At 62.5% G+C, this 15679-nt stretch carries 14 protein-coding genes; 5 read left to right on the forward strand and 9 right to left on the reverse strand.

The genetic code is table 11. The annotated features are described in order from the left end of the window. Positions 1-12: 12 nt before the first annotated feature. From ACMYR2_RS06105 to ACMYR2_RS06125, 5 genes are all read right to left on the reverse strand, one after another. On the reverse strand, positions 13-1449 hold the full coding sequence (locus tag ACMYR2_RS06105; protein ID WP_347262697.1) for a homospermidine synthase: 1437 nt from the start codon (positions 1447-1449) through the stop codon (positions 13-15). Between the two features lie 548 nt (positions 1450-1997). Further along, positions 1998-2453 carry a nucleoside diphosphate kinase regulator gene (gene rnk / locus ACMYR2_RS06110; protein ID WP_347262726.1) on the reverse strand — a complete coding sequence of 152 codons (456 nt, stop codon included), beginning with the start codon at positions 2451-2453 and terminating at the stop codon, positions 1998-2000. A gap of 353 nt (positions 2454-2806) precedes the next feature. Further along, positions 2807-3406, reverse strand: a complete 600-nt coding sequence (locus ACMYR2_RS06115; protein WP_347262699.1) for an N-acetyltransferase — start codon at positions 3404-3406, stop codon at positions 2807-2809. A gap of 133 nt (positions 3407-3539) precedes the next feature. Next, entirely contained in the window at positions 3540-4682 is a 1143-nt protein-coding gene (locus ACMYR2_RS06120) for a type III PLP-dependent enzyme (RefSeq protein WP_416193864.1), read from the reverse strand. 672 nt (positions 4683-5354) lie between these two features. Next, positions 5355-5615 (reverse strand): hypothetical protein, encoded by a 261-nt coding sequence (locus ACMYR2_RS06125; protein ID WP_347262701.1) that lies wholly within the window; start codon positions 5613-5615, stop codon positions 5355-5357. Positions 5616-5798: 183 nt separating this feature from the next. On the opposite strand from ACMYR2_RS06125, the gene ACMYR2_RS06130 reads away from it, so the two are divergent. After that, positions 5799-7895, forward strand: a complete 2097-nt coding sequence (locus tag ACMYR2_RS06130; RefSeq protein WP_347262702.1) for a M3 family metallopeptidase — start codon at positions 5799-5801, stop codon at positions 7893-7895. Between the two features lie 31 nt (positions 7896-7926). Here ACMYR2_RS06130 and ACMYR2_RS06135 read toward each other — a convergent pair whose 3' ends face one another. Further along, positions 7927-8325 carry an MAPEG family protein gene (locus tag ACMYR2_RS06135; protein ID WP_347262703.1) on the reverse strand — a complete coding sequence of 133 codons (399 nt, stop codon included), beginning with the start codon at positions 8323-8325 and terminating at the stop codon, positions 7927-7929. 87 nt (positions 8326-8412) lie between these two features. On the opposite strand from ACMYR2_RS06135, the gene hemH reads away from it, so the two are divergent. From hemH to ACMYR2_RS06150, 3 genes are all read left to right on the forward strand, one after another. After that, positions 8413-9450 (forward strand): ferrochelatase, encoded by a 1038-nt coding sequence (gene hemH / locus ACMYR2_RS06140; RefSeq protein ID WP_347262704.1) that lies wholly within the window; start codon positions 8413-8415, stop codon positions 9448-9450. A 264-nt stretch (positions 9451-9714) separates the two neighbouring features. Continuing rightward, positions 9715-10713 (forward strand): SPFH domain-containing protein, encoded by a 999-nt coding sequence (locus tag ACMYR2_RS06145; protein ID WP_347262705.1) that lies wholly within the window; start codon positions 9715-9717, stop codon positions 10711-10713. A gap of 23 nt (positions 10714-10736) precedes the next feature. After that, positions 10737-11186, forward strand: coding sequence for an NfeD family protein (locus ACMYR2_RS06150; RefSeq protein WP_347262706.1), 450 nt, complete (start codon positions 10737-10739; stop codon positions 11184-11186). Positions 11187-11202: 16 nt separating this feature from the next. Here the strand turns inward: ACMYR2_RS06150 and ACMYR2_RS06155 are convergent, their stop codons facing one another. Beyond that, on the reverse strand, positions 11203-12216 hold the full coding sequence (locus ACMYR2_RS06155; RefSeq protein WP_347262707.1) for a KpsF/GutQ family sugar-phosphate isomerase: 1014 nt from the start codon (positions 12214-12216) through the stop codon (positions 11203-11205). A 318-nt stretch (positions 12217-12534) separates the two neighbouring features. Here ACMYR2_RS06155 and ACMYR2_RS06160 point away from each other — a divergent pair, with 318 nt between their 5' ends. After that, positions 12535-14226 (forward strand): outer membrane beta-barrel protein, encoded by a 1692-nt coding sequence (locus tag ACMYR2_RS06160; protein ID WP_416193865.1) that lies wholly within the window; start codon positions 12535-12537, stop codon positions 14224-14226. A gap of 54 nt (positions 14227-14280) precedes the next feature. Here the strand turns inward: ACMYR2_RS06160 and ACMYR2_RS06165 are convergent, their stop codons facing one another. Further along, entirely contained in the window at positions 14281-14844 is a 564-nt protein-coding gene (locus ACMYR2_RS06165; RefSeq protein ID WP_347262709.1) for a DUF2478 domain-containing protein, read from the reverse strand. Positions 14845-15222: 378 nt separating this feature from the next. Next, the gene (locus tag ACMYR2_RS06170; RefSeq protein ID WP_253356356.1) at positions 15223-15627 is read right to left on the reverse strand and encodes a winged helix-turn-helix domain-containing protein; all 405 of its coding nucleotides are present in this window, start codon (positions 15625-15627) and stop codon (positions 15223-15225) included. Positions 15628-15679: the final 52 nt, after the last annotated feature.

The raw sequence follows: 15679 nt of genomic DNA on the forward strand, positions 1-15679 counted from the left end.
GGTTTGTAGCGATCAGCGAACGAGAACGTTCCTGAATTGCCACGGATCGGATGTATCGATGTCTTCCGGAAACAGTCCGGGGCGATCGGCCAGCGGCGTCCAGTCGGTGTAATAGCCCTTCACGGGACCGAGATAGGGACGCTGGATCTCCAGACAGCGACGGAAGTCCAATTCGTCGGCCTCGACGATGCCGGCTTCGGGATTTTCCAGCGCCCAGACCATGCCGGCCAGCACCGCGGACGACACCTGCAGGCCGGTGGCGTTCTGATACGGCGCAACGCGGCGGGTTTCCTCGATTGAAAGTTGCGAGCCGTACCAATAGGCGTTCTTGCCGTGGCCGTAGAGCAGTACGCCGAGTTCGTCGATTCCGTCGACGATTTCGGTTTCCTCCAGGATGTGAAACTTCGGCTGCGCCTTGCCTTCCGCGCCGAACATCTCGTGCAGCGACAGCACGGCGTCGTTGGCGGGATGGTAGGCGTAGTGGCAGGTCGGACGATAGATCACGCTCTGGCCATCGCGAACGGTGAGGTAGTCGGCAATCGAGATCGCTTCGTTGTGCGTGACCAGAAAGCCGTACTGCGCTCCCGGCGTCGGGCACCATGTGCGTACGCGGGTATTGGCTCCCGGTTGCAGCAGGTAGATCGCGGCCTGACATCCGGCATCGTGCTTGCGGCCGTTTTCCGGCATCCACTTTTCGTGAGTGCCCCAGCCGAGTTCGGAAGGTTGCAGGCCTTCCGAAACGAATCCTTCCACCGACCAGGTGTTGACGAACACGTTCATCGGCTTCGGCGTCCTCGCGCGCTGGGTGTCGCGTTCGGCGATGTGGATGCCCTTGACGCCGAGCTTGTGCGCGAGCTGGGCCCAGCCCTCGCGGCTCTTTGGTTCGTTGAACTCGGTGCCGGTATCGCGCGCGATGTCGAGCAGCGCCTGCTTCACAAACCAGGAGACCATGCCGGGGTTGGCGCCGCAGGTGGAAACCGCGGTGGTGCCGCCTTCGCTCTTCCGCTTGGCCGCAAGCAACGTTTCGCGCAGCGCATAGTTGGAGCGCTTCTCGGGGCCGGCGCTCTTGTCGAAATAAAACCCGAGCCACGGCTCGACCACGGTGTCGATGTACAGCGATCCGATCTCGCGGCACATGGTCATGAGATCGACCGAGCCGGTATCGACCGAGAGATTGACGCAGAAGCCCTGGCCGCCGCCTTCCGTCAGCAGCGGAACGAGGACGTCACGATAGTTGTCGCGGGTGATGGCTTGCTTGATGAATTTGACGCCGTGTTGTTTTGCCAGCGTGTCGTCCGCATGAGGATCGATAATGACGAAGCGCGCTTTATCGAATTCGAAATGCTTCTCGATCAGCGGAAGGGTGCCTTTTCCGATCGAACCGAATCCGATCATGACGATCGGCCCGGTGATGCGTGCGTGCACGGATGAAGCATTCGACGACATCATGTATCTCCAAAATTGTCGGGGAATTACAGCTCGGACAAGCAACCGCTGACTATCCCTGAACGATAAAACGCCGATGAAATCAAGATCCGTAGCGCTTGTTTTGAAAGGATAAGAAGTGACGATCTTGTGTCGGCGGGTCTTGTTGACGCGAACCGGGGCTCGCGTTGCGTGAAGGTGCTATGAGGCGCTCTCGCGCCTCACTCATCGGTCATGCGTCATACGATATGATCAAGCGCGAGCGCGCAAGCGACGCCGGGGGATGTTTTGGTTTGCAGCGCGGCATCGTCGATTGCATATCGATACCGCAACTCATGGCGGGTTTTGATCGGGAGGGTATCGCCTCGTTTCAAGCCGATGATGGGGTGAGCGTTGATCGCCTGATTTTCATAACGCAGCGTGCCTGTCTCCATGGGGTGGAGACAGGCGCCTAGAGCACGATGATTTTGGACCGAATCGATCCAAAATCTTGAACGTGATCGATTTCAATATTTTAGAGCGGGATGCGGGCGGAAAACCGCTACACACTTTTCCTCATCCCGCTCTAGCTGCTATTTACGCTCCGGCCTCGGCCAGTACGACCAGACAGCGATCACGCTCAGTGAACGCCATCCGCCGGAGGGAGTTTGAAACTCGATGCTCTGCCCCGCGGACAGGCCGATAAGCGCCGCGCCGATGGGAGAGAGAATCGAGATCTTGCCGGCATCGACATCGGCTTCTTCCGGATAAACCAAAGTGACTTTCCGCCTCTGGCCGCTGATGTCGTCGATGAACGTCACCTCGGACTGCATCGTCACGAGATTGACTTTCCGCCGCTGGCCCCTGGTATCGTCAAGGATGGAGCTATCGGCGGGAATGATTTCGGCGCGGTCTATTTCCCGGGCGAGAAATTCGGCCGTCGCCGGATACTTTTCTATCGCAGCCTCGGCGAGGTGCCGCAAGCGGTCGAGATCGTGCGCGCTGATGGCGATGGCCGGGAGATGTGTCTTCTTCAGGTTGTCGAGCATGTCTTTCACCGCGGGTTAGCCCTGGCGAGCGATCGTCCGTGGATGGAGCGAGCACCGGCGAGGGCGGCACAACCCGCGATGACAAGGCGTCGCGCGATGTGCCAGAGAACAATGGTCAGTTGGGATTGAGGTCGAACTTGATAAATCCCGGACGGTACAGACGCACGTCCGTCCGGGTCACCATCCTGCTTTGAGGTGACCGGCGCGCAGCAACAAACGGCTATTGCGAGCATTCGACATCATCATCTGAAGGTAGGTCGGCCCGCGCGGAAGTCAATGTTCCAGCAATTGGAACAGGATCCCGGGCCTGCCGCGTCCGCTCTCAAGACCAGCATCTTCCGCCTCGGCTGCGTTCAGGCCGCGCGCGGCATCGGCCGCGCGACTTCCCGGGCGTGATGCCGCCGTGCTCTCGATACCCGAGCGCCCGTCGGCACGATCAGGCCGGAGGCGCCTTCAAGCGCGGCCTCGCGCAGCTCAACCGCCAGCAGCCGGTCGCGTTCGAACGGGCCGGGCAGGAGAAGGTCGGCGGTTTTCAGCGCCGAGAAGCCGAAGCGCGCGTAGTACGGCGCATCGCCGAGCAGGATCACCGCGCCATGGCCGTGTGCCTGCGCAAGCTCAAGCGCGCGTTTCATCAATGCGGCGCCGACGCCGAGGCTGCGATGGGACGCTGCCACCGCGAGAGGGCCGAGCGCCAGCGCAGGCACGCCCCCGGCGCTGACGTGCCACAGCCTCACCGTTCCGATCAGCTTGCGTTTGGCAATCGTGGTCAACGCCAGCCCTTCGGCCGGTTTCCGTCCGTCACGCAGCCGCTGGCAGGTCCGCGCAAGGCGGCCGGCGCCGAAGCTCGCATCGAGCAAGGCTTCGCGCGCGGCGACGTCGGAAGGACGCTCGGTGCGGATCGCGAAGGAAGAAACCTCGCAGCGGGCGGCGATTGTTTCGAGAACAGCATTCATGGCGCATCATCCCCCTCCGGCAACTCGATCAGTCGCGCGGCGTGTCATCAGCCAGAATTGTGACAGGGAGGAAGCCGGCGAACCGGCTCCCGACTCTCTTCATCTCTCCGCGAACGGGGAGGAAGAGCTTGCGTCAGATGTGATACGTCCTCAGCGGCGGAAAGCCGTTGAAGGCCACCGACGAGTAGGTCGACGTATAAGCGCCGGTGCCCTCGATCAGCAGCTTGTCGCCGATCTCGAGCGTGACCGGCAGCGGATAGGGCTGCTTCTCGTAGAGCACGTCGGCCGAGTCGCAGGTCGGGCCGGCCAGCACGCAAGGTGTCATCTCGGCGCCGTCGTGCGGCGTCCTGATCGCGTAGCGGATCGACTCGTCCATGGTCTCCGCGAGGCCGCCGAACTTGCCGATGTCGAGATAGACCCAGCGGCTCTCGTCGTTGTCGTTCTTCCTGGAGATCAGAACGACTTCCGTCTCGATCACGCCGGCGTTGCCGACCATGCCGCGGCCCGGCTCGATGATGGTCTCCGGGATCTGATTGCCGAAGTGCTTGCGCAGCGCGCGGAAGATCGACCGGCCGTACTGCACGACCGGCGGAACGTCCTTCAGATACCTCGTCGGAAACCCCCCGCCCATGTTGACCATGGTCAGGTTGATTCCACGCTCGGCGCAGTTGCGGAACACTTGCGAGACCATCGCCAGAGCACGATCCCAGGCTTTCACCTTGCGCTGCTGCGAACCGACATGGAACGAAATGCCGATCGGCTCGAGGCTGAGGCGCTTGGCGAGGTCGAGCACTTCGACGGCCATTTCCGGGTCGCAGCCGAACTTGCGCGACAGCGGCCACTCCGCGCCCCCGCAATCGTAGAGGATGCGGCAGAACACCTTCGCTCCCGGCGCGGCGCGGGCGATCTTCTCGACTTCCGCATGGCAATCCACGGCGAACAGGCGAATGCCGAGCGCGTAGGCGCGCGCGATATCGCGCTCCTTCTTGATGGTGTTGCCGAAGGAGATGCGGTCCGGCGTCGCGCCGGCGGCGAGCGCCATTTCAATCTCGGCGACGGTCGCGGTATCGAAGCACGAACCGAGCGAGGCAAGCAGGCTCAACACTTCAGGCGCGGGGTTGGCCTTCACGGCGTAGAACACGCGCGAGTCCGGCAACGCCTTCGCGAAGGCCTGATAGTTGTCGCGCACGATGTCGAGATCGACCACGAGGCACGGCTCGGTATCGTTGCCTTTGTTGCGGCGGTCGCGCAGGAATTCCCGAATGCGTTCGGTCATAGCACCCTCCAAACGGTCCAGCGACGGACTCGCTCAAAATGACGTCGGACTGAACGTTCCGGCGCGGTCGCACGATGGAGACGCGACAACGCCTTGAGCTCAGATCAACTGTGCTGCCGTGGATTGGTTGGGATGAATCCCGCCCGCACACCTGGCAATGAAGGACAAGCCTTTTCAGTAGCCCGCGCCGGCGGTGGAAGGCCGGTAGAGACCAAAAAAGCCCGATCCGTCGTTGCTTTAAGTCGCGTCCCCCGTTGAGAGCGGGGTGCGCCGGTTCGCCTCCGGCTGCCAGTCACGGTTGCAAGGAGTGAATCGCCTTCATCGGCATCCCTGGAGAGAGATGCTGGCCTCCCGGTTTCAATCGATTTGAGTCTCGATCGATCCGGGCGACCCTCGGCTGCTTCACCCTTGGCGGCTGTCCGGCCTCTTGTCCGGATACCTACCGACTGACACACGACCACAGGCACGTGCGAAATTGGGCAGTAGCGGAGATAAGTCTTTTGATCGGGCTTCGCAACAACTTTCTTCGAGCGAAGCGCGGTTTCTCCACGACGTTGTCGAAATGCCGCAATCGCGCGCCGATGATGAACGTGAGTTTAAAATTGTTTTAATGAAACGGTCCGATGACGCGCGCGAAGAGTGCAGGTTAGCCCTGTCCCGCAGGGGTTTCTCTCAGGTGCGCCGCACGAAGGGTTCGATGCGCTGCGCGGCGCGGACGAAATTGATCATGACGAACACGCCGATCACGAACAGCACCGCTTGCAGGATGTGACCCTCCATCTCGCTCAGTCCGAACAGAATCGCGAGCGCCCAGCCGCCGGCGAACGCCGCGCCGAAAACTTCCGCGCCGATCAGGATCGCCGCCGAAATGACGGTGATGACGCTGGGCCAGGCGATCTTGCGTGAGGCGGAAGAGGCAGGTTGAGAACTCATGTCCAAAGATTCCGTTCGTTCAAGTATTCCGTTCGTCCAAGTATCGGGTTGAGGGCGGCAATCTCTCTGAAAATGCCGGCCGCGGCAAGCGCTAAAGGCACCAAAGGGCTCTGTCGCGTGTTATAGTTCCGGCGCCGCTGGATCGCGGCTAAAATGTGCAGCAGCAGGCGAAAGCAAAACCTTATGTCAGACACGTCTCAATCGTCGCCTGTCGTTTCCGGCCCCGGAACAGACAATCCGCTGCTGAGGCCGTGGCGGACGCCTTTCCAGGCTCCGCCGTTCGGGGAGATCGCGCCTGATCACTTTCTGCCCGCCTTTGAACGAGCGTTCATCGATCATGCCGCCGAGGTCGCCGCGATCGCGCATGATCCGTCGGCGCCGGACTTCGCCAACACCATCACCGCGCTGGAACGCTCAGGCAGGCTGCTCGCGAAGATCGCGGCCGTGTTTTACAATCTGGTGTCGGCGCACTCCAATCCCGCGCTGCTCGATATCGACAAGGATGTCTCCTCGCGCATGGCGCGGCACTGGAATCCGATCCTGATGAACGCGGTGCTGTTCGGCCGCATCGCGCAACTCCACGAGAATCGCGCAACGCTCGGACTGACCGCCGAACAGTTGCGGCTGCTGGAACGCACCTACACGCGCTTTCACCGGGCCGGCGCCGGTCTCGATGAGACCGCGAAGGCGCGGATGGCCACGATCAACGAACGGCTGGCCCATCTTGGCACCACCTTCGGCCATCATCTTCTCGGCGACGAGCAGGAGTGGTTCCTCGAACTCGGCGAGGATGACCTGGACGGCCTGCCGGACAGCTTCGTCGCGGCGGCGCGTGCCGCGGCGGAGGAGCGCGCGCTGCCCGGCAAGGCCATCGTGACCACCTCGCGCTCATCAGTGGAGACCTTTCTCAAGAGCTCGCGCCGCCGCGATCTTCGCGAGAAGGTTTACAAGGCGTTTACAGCCCGCGGCGACAACGGCAACGCCAACGACAACAACGCAGCCATCGTCGAGATCCTCGCGCTTCGCGAGGAAGCCGCAAGTCTTCTGGGCTATCCGAGCTTCGCCGCCTATCGTCTGGAAGACTCGATGGCCAAGACGCCGGAAGCCGCGCGCGGCCTGCTGGAGCGGGTCTGGACGCCGGCCCGCGCGCGGGCGCTCGCCGACCGCGATGCCTTGCAGGGCTTGATCGCGGAGGAGGGCGGCAACTTCACCCTCGCGCCCTGGGACTGGCGCTACTACGCCGAAAAGCTGCGGCAGATACGTGCCGATTTCGACGATGCGGCGATCAAGCCTTATCTGACGCTGGAGGGGATGATCGCCGCGGCCTTCGACTGCGCGCATCGGCTGTTCGGGCTCACTTTCTCCGAGCGCAAGGATATCCCGGTCTGGCATCCCGACGTTCGCGTCTGGGAAGTGCAGGGTGCCGCCGGTAAGCATCGGGCGCTGTTCTACGGCGACTACTTCGCCCGCGCCTCGAAACGGTCAGGCGCATGGATGACCTCGCTGCGCGATCAGCAGACGCTCGACGGCGAGGTCGCGCCACTGGTCGTGAACGTCTGCAATTTCGCCAAAGGCGCGAACGGCCAGCCCGCGCTGCTGTCTCCGGACGATGCGCGCACGCTGTTCCATGAACTCGGTCACGGTTTGCACGGCATGCTGTCGAACGTCACCTATCCTTCGTTGTCGGGGACCAGCGTGTTCACCGATTTCGTCGAACTGCCCTCGCAGCTCTACGAGCACTGGCAGGAACAGCCTCAGGTGCTGCGACAGTTCGCAAGGCACTACCAGACCGGAGAGCCGCCGCCGGATGATCTGCTGGAGCGCTTCCTCGCGGCGCGACAGTTCAACCAGGGCTTCGCCACCGTCGAATTCGTCGCCTCGGCGCTGATGGATATGGAATTCCACAGCCGGCCCGCCGCGGCGATCAGCGATGTCAGGGCTTTCGAACGCGCCACGATGGAAAAGATCGGGATGCCGGCGGAAATCGCGATGCGGCACCGGCCGACCCAGTTCGGCCACATCTTCTCCGGCGATCACTATGCGGCCGGCTATTACAGCTATATGTGGTCGGAGGTGATGGACGCCGACGCGTTCGGAGCCTTTGAGGAGACCGGCGATATCTTCGATCCGGAGACAGCCAGGCGGCTGCACGATGATATTTATTCATCGGGTGGATCGCGCGATCCGGAAGAAGCCTATATCGCCTTCCGTGGCCGCGGGCCGGAGCCGGGGGCGCTGTTGCGGAGACGTGGACTGCTGGAAACGTCGCAGGCGGCGTAAAGGAAGTTGACTGGCTCCCTTTCCGCGCGCGTCAGGAAGGCAGCCAGTGCCGGATCGCGGGCAGGAAGAAGATCGCGGTGTTGATGGCGAAGCCGACGCCCCAGAGGATAGAGCGCAGCGTCGGGCGGTCGCCGATATAGGTCACGACATAGGCGGCGCGGACGATCAGGTAAAGGATCGCCAGTTCGTCGATCAGACGCTGGGGCGCATCGCGAAATTCCGCAAGCAGAACGGCGGCAGCAAAGAAGGGAAAGGTTTCGATGCCGTTCAGGTGCGCTCCGAGCGCGCGGGCACGCAGCGGATCGTCGTAGAATCCGGTATCGCGCGGCCGGGCGTTGTCGAAGCGGGGCAACCCCAGCGCCTTGAACGGCACGATCGTCAGCAGGTACAGAATGACCGCACCGAAGACACACCATTCAGCGATCGTCATCGCAACTCCCTCAGCCGCCGGTTCGCAACCGTATCGGCAGATGCGTGGGCTTGACAAGAACGGACCGGCGCGCGAAGCCAGACGGACATGACTGTCGCCCTTCCTATCGACAAGGCTGGAACTGCGGCGAGCGCGCCGCGCGAGCGCGTCGGCGTTCTGCTCGTCAACCTCGGCACCCCGGATACGGCCGATGCTCGCGGCGTGCGGGTGTATCTGAAGGAGTTTCTATCGGATCCGCGCGTCATCGAGAAGCAGGGCCTGGGTTGGAAGCTGGTGCTGAACGGCATCATCCTGAACACCCGTCCGCGCCGCAAGGCGCTTGATTACCTGAAAATCTGGAATACCGAGCTCGATGAGTCACCGCTCAAGACCATCACCCGCTCGCAGTCGGACAAGCTCACCGCCGCGCTCGAAGGTCACGACCATGTCGTCGTCGATTGGGCGATGCGGTATGGCAATCCGTCGATGCGATCGCGCATCGCGGCGCTGGCGGCGCAGGGCTGCGACAGGCTGCTGGTGGTGCCGCTCTATCCGCAATATTCGGCGACGACATCCGCCACCGTATGCGACGAGGCATTTCGCATTCTCAGCGAGATGCGTGCCCAGCCGACGCTGCGGGTGACGCCGCCCTACTACGACGACCCCGATTATATCGAGGCGCTGGCGGTTTCGATCGAGAGTCATCTCGCCTCGCTTCCGTTCATGCCCGAGGTCATCATGGCGTCGTTCCACGGCATGCCGCAGACCTATGTCGACAAGGGCGATCCGTATCAGGGGCATTGCGTCGCGACCACCGAGGCGCTGCGCAAGCGGATGGGGCTCGATGCGTCGAAGCTGATGCTGACGTTCCAGTCGCGCTTCGGCTTCGATGAGTGGTTGCAGCCCTACACCGACAAGACCGTCGAGAAACTCGCGAAGGACGGCGTGAAGCGTCTCGCCGTCGTCAACCCAGGATTCTCCGCCGACTGCCTGGAGACGCTGGAGGAAATCGCGCAGGAGAATGCGCATATCTTCCGCCAGAACGGGGGCGAGGAGTTCACCGCGATACCATGCCTGAACGATAGCGATCCCGGCATGGATGTGATCCGGAATCTGGTGCTGCGCGAGCTTCAGGGCTGGATCTAGGCGGACTTCCTTGTAGCTATTCCAGATAGCCGCGCGAGGTGAAGACCTCTTCACCCGAGAGGGCGTGAAGCGCCGGGCGAGAGGCTTGCTCCGTTTTCCGGCCGGGTCGAGTCACCGATGCCGGACTCTCCGCGCGTTTCGCTCGGCCGATCGAACCTTACCCGTTCCGGTGGCGACTAACCGGCAGTTCACAGTCTTGCATTATGCGGATGGCGGCGAGCGCATGGCGTTCCTGAAGGGACGGCGCCTCGCAGGGAGAGTTTTATGACCGGGTTCGATATTTTCGCGATTGCTGTTGTGGGACTCGTGATCCTGACGCTGCTGGCCGGCGTCAAGACCGTGCCGCAAGGCCACGACTGGACCATCGAACGGTTTGGCAAGTACACGCGGACGCTCGGCCCTGGCCTCAATCTCATCATTCCCTATATCGACCGCGTTGGCCGCAAGATGAACATGATGGAGCAGGTGATCGAAATTCCCCAGCAGGAGGTCATCACCAAGGACAACGCGACGGTTACGGTGGACGGCGTCGCCTTTTACCAGGTGTTCGATGCGGCCAAGGCGAGCTACGAGGTGGCGAACCTCACCCAATCCATCGTGACCCTGACAATGACCAATATCCGCTCGGTCATGGGCTCGATGGACCTCGACCAGGTGCTGTCGCATCGTGACGAAATCAACGAGCGGCTGCTTCGCGTCGTGGATGCCGCGGTGACTCCGTGGGGTTTGAAGGTCAACCGCATCGAGATCAAGGACATCGTGCCGCCTGCCGACCTCGTGCAGGCGATGGGCCGCCAGATGAAGGCCGAGCGCGAAAAACGCGCCGACATCCTTCAGGCCGAAGGCCAGCGCCAGTCGGCCATTCTCAAGGCCGAGGGCCAGAAGCAGTCACAGATTCTCGAAGCCGAAGGCCGAAAGGAAGCCGCCTTCCGCGATGCCGAGGCCCGCGAACGGTCCGCGGAAGCCGAGGCCGAGGCCACGCGTATGGTGAGCGAGGCGATCTCGAAGGGCGATGTGGCGTCGCTCAACTACTTTATTGCTGACAAGTACATCAAGGCGTTCGGGCAGCTTGCCAACTCGCCGAACCAGAAGGTCGTGATGCTGCCGATGGAGGCCACCAGCATGCTGGCGTCGCTGGCGGGCATCGGCGAGATCGCCAAAGCCACCTTCGGCGACAGCGCGGCGCCGGCCTCTGCCGCGCGACGGGGAGCAGTGCCGAATACCGGCTCAAAGGTGCCGCCGCCGATGCAGCCGCAAGGATAGATGGTCGGGCGAGGGAGAGTTTTATGGTCGACCTGTTGGCGTCGCTGGGAAACTGGAACTGGCTGATCCTTGGCCTCGTCCTGGTTGGGCTTGAACTGCTGACGCCCGGCGTGTTCCTGTTCTGGCTCGGACTGGCCGCTTTTCTGGTAGGGGCGCTATCGTTCGCGCTTGATCCAGCCTGGCAAACCCAACTCCTGATGTTCGCCGTGTTCGCGGCCGCCGCAGTGCCGCTGTGGCGTCGGATGGCGCGTCGGGAGTCGGGCGCCGCCGCCAGCCCGTTCCTCAACCGGCGCGCCGAAGCGCTGGTCGGCCGCGTGTTCACGCTGGAGAGGCCGATCGTGGACGGGACGGGCATAGTGCGGATCGACGATACGATCTGGCGGGTGGCGGGACCGGATGCGCCAGCGGGCAGCCGGGTGAGGGTTGTGAAGGCGGACGGCGCGAGCCTCACCGTGGCCGCTGCGGAGCCGTAGCAGGCTTGAACGCCGATCAGGCCACGCCCGCCCGCAGCAGGTCGTGCAGATGCACGATGCCGACCGGCTTTTTCCCTTCGGTCACGATCAGCGCCGTGATTTTCGATGAATTGAGGATTTCGAGCGTTTCGCCCGCCAGCAGGTCGCGCCCGATCGTCTTGGGGTGGGGCGTCATGACATCGTCGACTCGGGCCGTCATCAGGTCGGGCCTCATGTGACGGCGCAGGTCGCCGTCGGTGACGATCCCGACCAGATTCCCCTGGCCGTCAGTGACGCCGACGCAACCGAACCCCTTCGACGTCATCTCGACCAGCGCATCCGACATCTTCGTGCCGAGCGGCTTCAGGGGGACGGCGTCGCCGCTGTGCATGAGGTCGCGGGTGTACTTCAGCAGCGCGCCGAGCTTGCCTCCGGGATGCAGCACGCTGAAGTCGACCGAGGTGAAGCCTCGGCCCTCCAGCAACGCGATCGCGAGCCCATCGCCGAGCGCGAGTTGCATCAGCGAGGATGTCGTCGGCGCGAGGTTGTGCGGGCAGGCTTCGCGCGCCTTGGGCTGCACCAGCGCGACGTCGGCGGCCTTGCCCAGCGTGGAGTCGCGTTCGGCCGTCATGGCGATCAGGGGAATGCGGAAGCGTTTGGCATAGGTGATAAGATTCTTCATCTCCGGCTGCTCGCCCGACCAGGACAGCGCCATAATGACATCATCGGCGGTGATCATGCCGAGATCGCCATGACTGGCTTCCGCGGCGTGGACGAAGAAGGAGGGTGTCCCGGTCGAGGCGAAAGTTGCCGCGATCTTGCGGCCGATGTGGCCAGACTTGCCGAGACCGGTGACAATCAGCCGTCCTTTGGCGTTGCGGATCAGGTCCGTTGCAGCAGCGAATGCGGGCCCGAGATCGGATTTGAGCGCCGCGACAAGCGCCGACACGCCGCCAGCCTCCGCCTCGAAGGTCCGCAATGCGGACTCGATCGCGATGTTGGCCTGATCGGTCATGGCGGATGTCACCGTGCCTGATTTGAATGAGGTCATACTGGTTCCACGCTATGGCGTTTTCGAGCGAAGCATGTCCTCGGGCTTGACCCGAGGATGGACACCTGTTCGCGGGAAGAAAACGCGTCAAATCAAGATCCGAGAGCCTCGCTTCTGTTTCCATCCGAAGCGGAAAGGCTGGGACGCGAAGCGATGCTCTGTCCGAGCGGTGTGCTTAGCACGCCTGCTTGTGCGATGCGATGCAGCTCAGCGTCCTCAACGGCCCGTTAACCATAATTGTTTTAACTCCATTAACGATAGTGCGCCCGCCTCAGGCGGGCGTTGCAAGCGAATGTTTTTCTTGGAGTTTTCGGGATCGTGTGTTCCGGTCCAGCGGCGGGCTATTGCCGGAGCGTACCGATCTGGCGCGCGGCTTTGGCGTGCCTGGCGTTCATCGGTCCGGGATGCGCGACTGCGGGGGGGCAGACACTGACCGGCGAGCAGATCACGCCGCTTCGGGGCGGGCTGTTTCAGCCGCGGGAGTCTTCCTTGCGCCGGACCGATGACGCCGGAGGCGAGGTGGCGTCGGCATCCTCAACGATAGCTCCCTCCCGCATCGGCAGGATTCCCACCTACGACATCCCGGCCGCGACGGGCGTGGGCGATACGGGTTTTGATTCACTCAATCGCCGGCGCAAGGAGAAAAAACTTTATCCCGGCGCGCCGAAACCGAAACAGCCGCCGGGGCCAGGCAACTTCATCCCCGTTCCGCCGCCACCGCCGCTATCGGTTCCGCCGTCATCGACCGCCCATACGGCGCCGATTGCTCCGGCGATGGCCGGAAAGGTCGAGGGGCAGCCCGCGCGGCGGCGTCTGAAGCGCGATGACGATCCGTTCGGAGCCGCGGGTAATTATGTCGGCAGTTTTTTCGTGAAGTCGGCGGTGGAGCTGTGGGGCGGCTACAATACCAATCCCGGTCGCTTCAATCAGCCGAAGGGATCGGCGTTCTATATGGTGGCGCCGGAATTCGTAGCGGCGTCGGATTGGACGCGGCACTCCCTCCTCGTCGATTTGCGCGGATCGTTCACCGGATTCGACAGAACCTTTCCGCCGGGAGTCGACAATCCGTCTCAGTCGGTCATCTCGGTGCCGACGGTCGTGGACCGGCCTGATTTCCTCGGCAGGGCCGTTGGACGTCTCGATGTCAGGCGCGATACCCGCATCAATTCGGAACTGCGGATGCGGATCGGCATCGATAACCCCGGCAGCCCGAACGTTCAGGCCGGTCTCGCCAGATATCCGATCTTTGCCGTGACCGGGGGAACAGCCGGCGTCGAACACGATATCAACAGGCTGCAGGTCTCGCTGCATGGTTTCGCGGACCGCACCATGTATCAGAACTCGCTATTGACGGATGGCACATCGGCGTCCAACGCGGACCGCAACTTCAATCAATACGGCGCCGTGGGGCGCGTCAGCTATGATCTGCTGCCCGGTTTCAAGCCCTTTGGCGAAGTCGAGGCGGACGCGCGCAACCGCGACACGCGGGCCGATCGCGATGGCTTCCAACGCGACTCCCATGGTGGCTACGCGAAGGTCGGGACCAGCTTTGAACTGACACGTTTGCTGATCGGCGAGGCCTCGATCGGCTATACCGCCCGCAACTACGCGGACCCGCGTCTCGACCAGTTGACCGGCCTGCTCACCAGCGGGTCGCTGATCTGGTCGGCGTCGGCGCTGACCACGGCGAGGTTCACCTCGGTGACTTTTGTCGACGAATCCTTTGTGCCCGGTGTCGCCGGCGTGCTGACCCGCTCCCACACCATCGAGATCGATCACGATTTTCGCCGCTGGCTGACCGGGATCGGCAGGTTTACCTATGCGACGCAGGAGTATCGGGGCTCAGAGCGCTCCGACCAGATCTACTCGATCTCCGGCGATCTCATTTACAGGCTGAACCGCGAATTCCAGATCAAGGCTCAGGTGCGCCACGATATACTGAGCACGAACATTCCCGGCGCAAGTTCGGCGGCGACCGTGGTGATGCTCGGCGTCCGGCTGCAACGCTAAAAATCTGCCTTGACCGTTGTTCTGGTGTTTGTCTTGGCGAATGAGCAACTCCGCCTATTTCATCACCTCGCAAACCGTCGAATGACCGGCGCGGCGCAGGCTGCCGGCGGGCGTCGACACCAGGCCCCACCACGCATCCAGCGATTCGTAATCGCAATGTAATTTGACGGTCATGCCGCCGGTGAATTTGATCAGGTCATCAAAGTGATGGTGAGGCACCGCGATCACGACCGGAACGTCGTCGCCGAGCGCGCGCTCGATCAGGTGGGAAAAGCCTTTGCCCTTGCGTTCCTGCCGGCCAAAGCGGTTGACGATCAGAATATCCGCGCCCGCGTCGAGCGTTGTCGCAATCCGTTCACCGGCGCTCGTCAACTGACCGACATCGAGCCGGCATCCTGCCGACTCCTGATCGAGGCTTTGATGGAGTTGAAGATGCTCGCCCGTCGGCATCAGCATGGCTGACAGGCCCGCATCGATGCAGTGGCGGCCAAGCTGGACGATGCCGACGGCGCGGTAGCCGCTCGCGTTCAGACCGGAAGCAAACTCATAAAGCACATTATCGGGATTTTCTCCCTCCCTATAGACCAGAGCGGCAAGGTCGCATTGGGCGTCGAACATGGTCCGCCTCCTTCAAGTTCGCGTGGCGCGCTCGTCATGATCAGCCGGCGTTGCGGGGGCCCGGAGCCACGCATCCGGCTTCTCCTCCCGTCACCGGTCTATCGATATATCTTAACATATATCACGAAGGAAAAGACGAGACCAGAATCTTTCCGCTTCTGATGGAATCAGAAGCGAAGCTCTATGATTCTGGTTTGACGCGTTTTCTTCATGCGAACCGGTGTCCATCCTCGGGTCAAGCCCGAGGACATGCTTCGCTCGAAAACGCTGTAGAGCGCAGCGCGGGGAGGGTGCCGCGACGGGAAGAGCAAGAGCGTCCGGGTTCCGGTGCGGCATGACTTCGCCGCGGCCCCCGCGCCCGATAATAAGCGCTCCGGATCAACGAGACTTGACGTTCCTGTCCCGTTCCGTGCTCTTTTTCGGGTGCCGGATATCGTTTCGCAGCGCCTCAAGCTCCTTGTGGACCGCGCTGGCGGCGTCGCGTTCGATCTTGCGATAGCGGGCAACCAGCGACACCCCGAACGGAGTGAGGACCGCGCCGCCGCCGTTCTTGCCGCCGGTCTGCCGCGCGACCGCCGCCTGCCGGCAGATGCGATTTATTTCATCGACGAGATCCCACGCGCGCTTGTAGGACATGTCCATGGCGCGTCCGGCGGCTGAAATCGAGCCGCAAGTCTGTATGCTCTCGAGCAACTCGATTTTACCCGGTCCGATGCGGCCCTTGGGATCGAGATCGATCCGTAAACTCAGTGAGGGAAGTGATCTGTTGGACGAAGCCTGCATTTCATGCTCGGTAGTTCACGATCCAAGCCATCTGGAAACCGCACTATACATC

Origin of the sequence: Nitrobacter sp. TKz-YC01 (assembly GCF_047824785.1) — a bacterium.
In the GTDB taxonomy this organism is placed as follows: domain Bacteria; phylum Pseudomonadota; class Alphaproteobacteria; order Rhizobiales; family Xanthobacteraceae; genus Nitrobacter.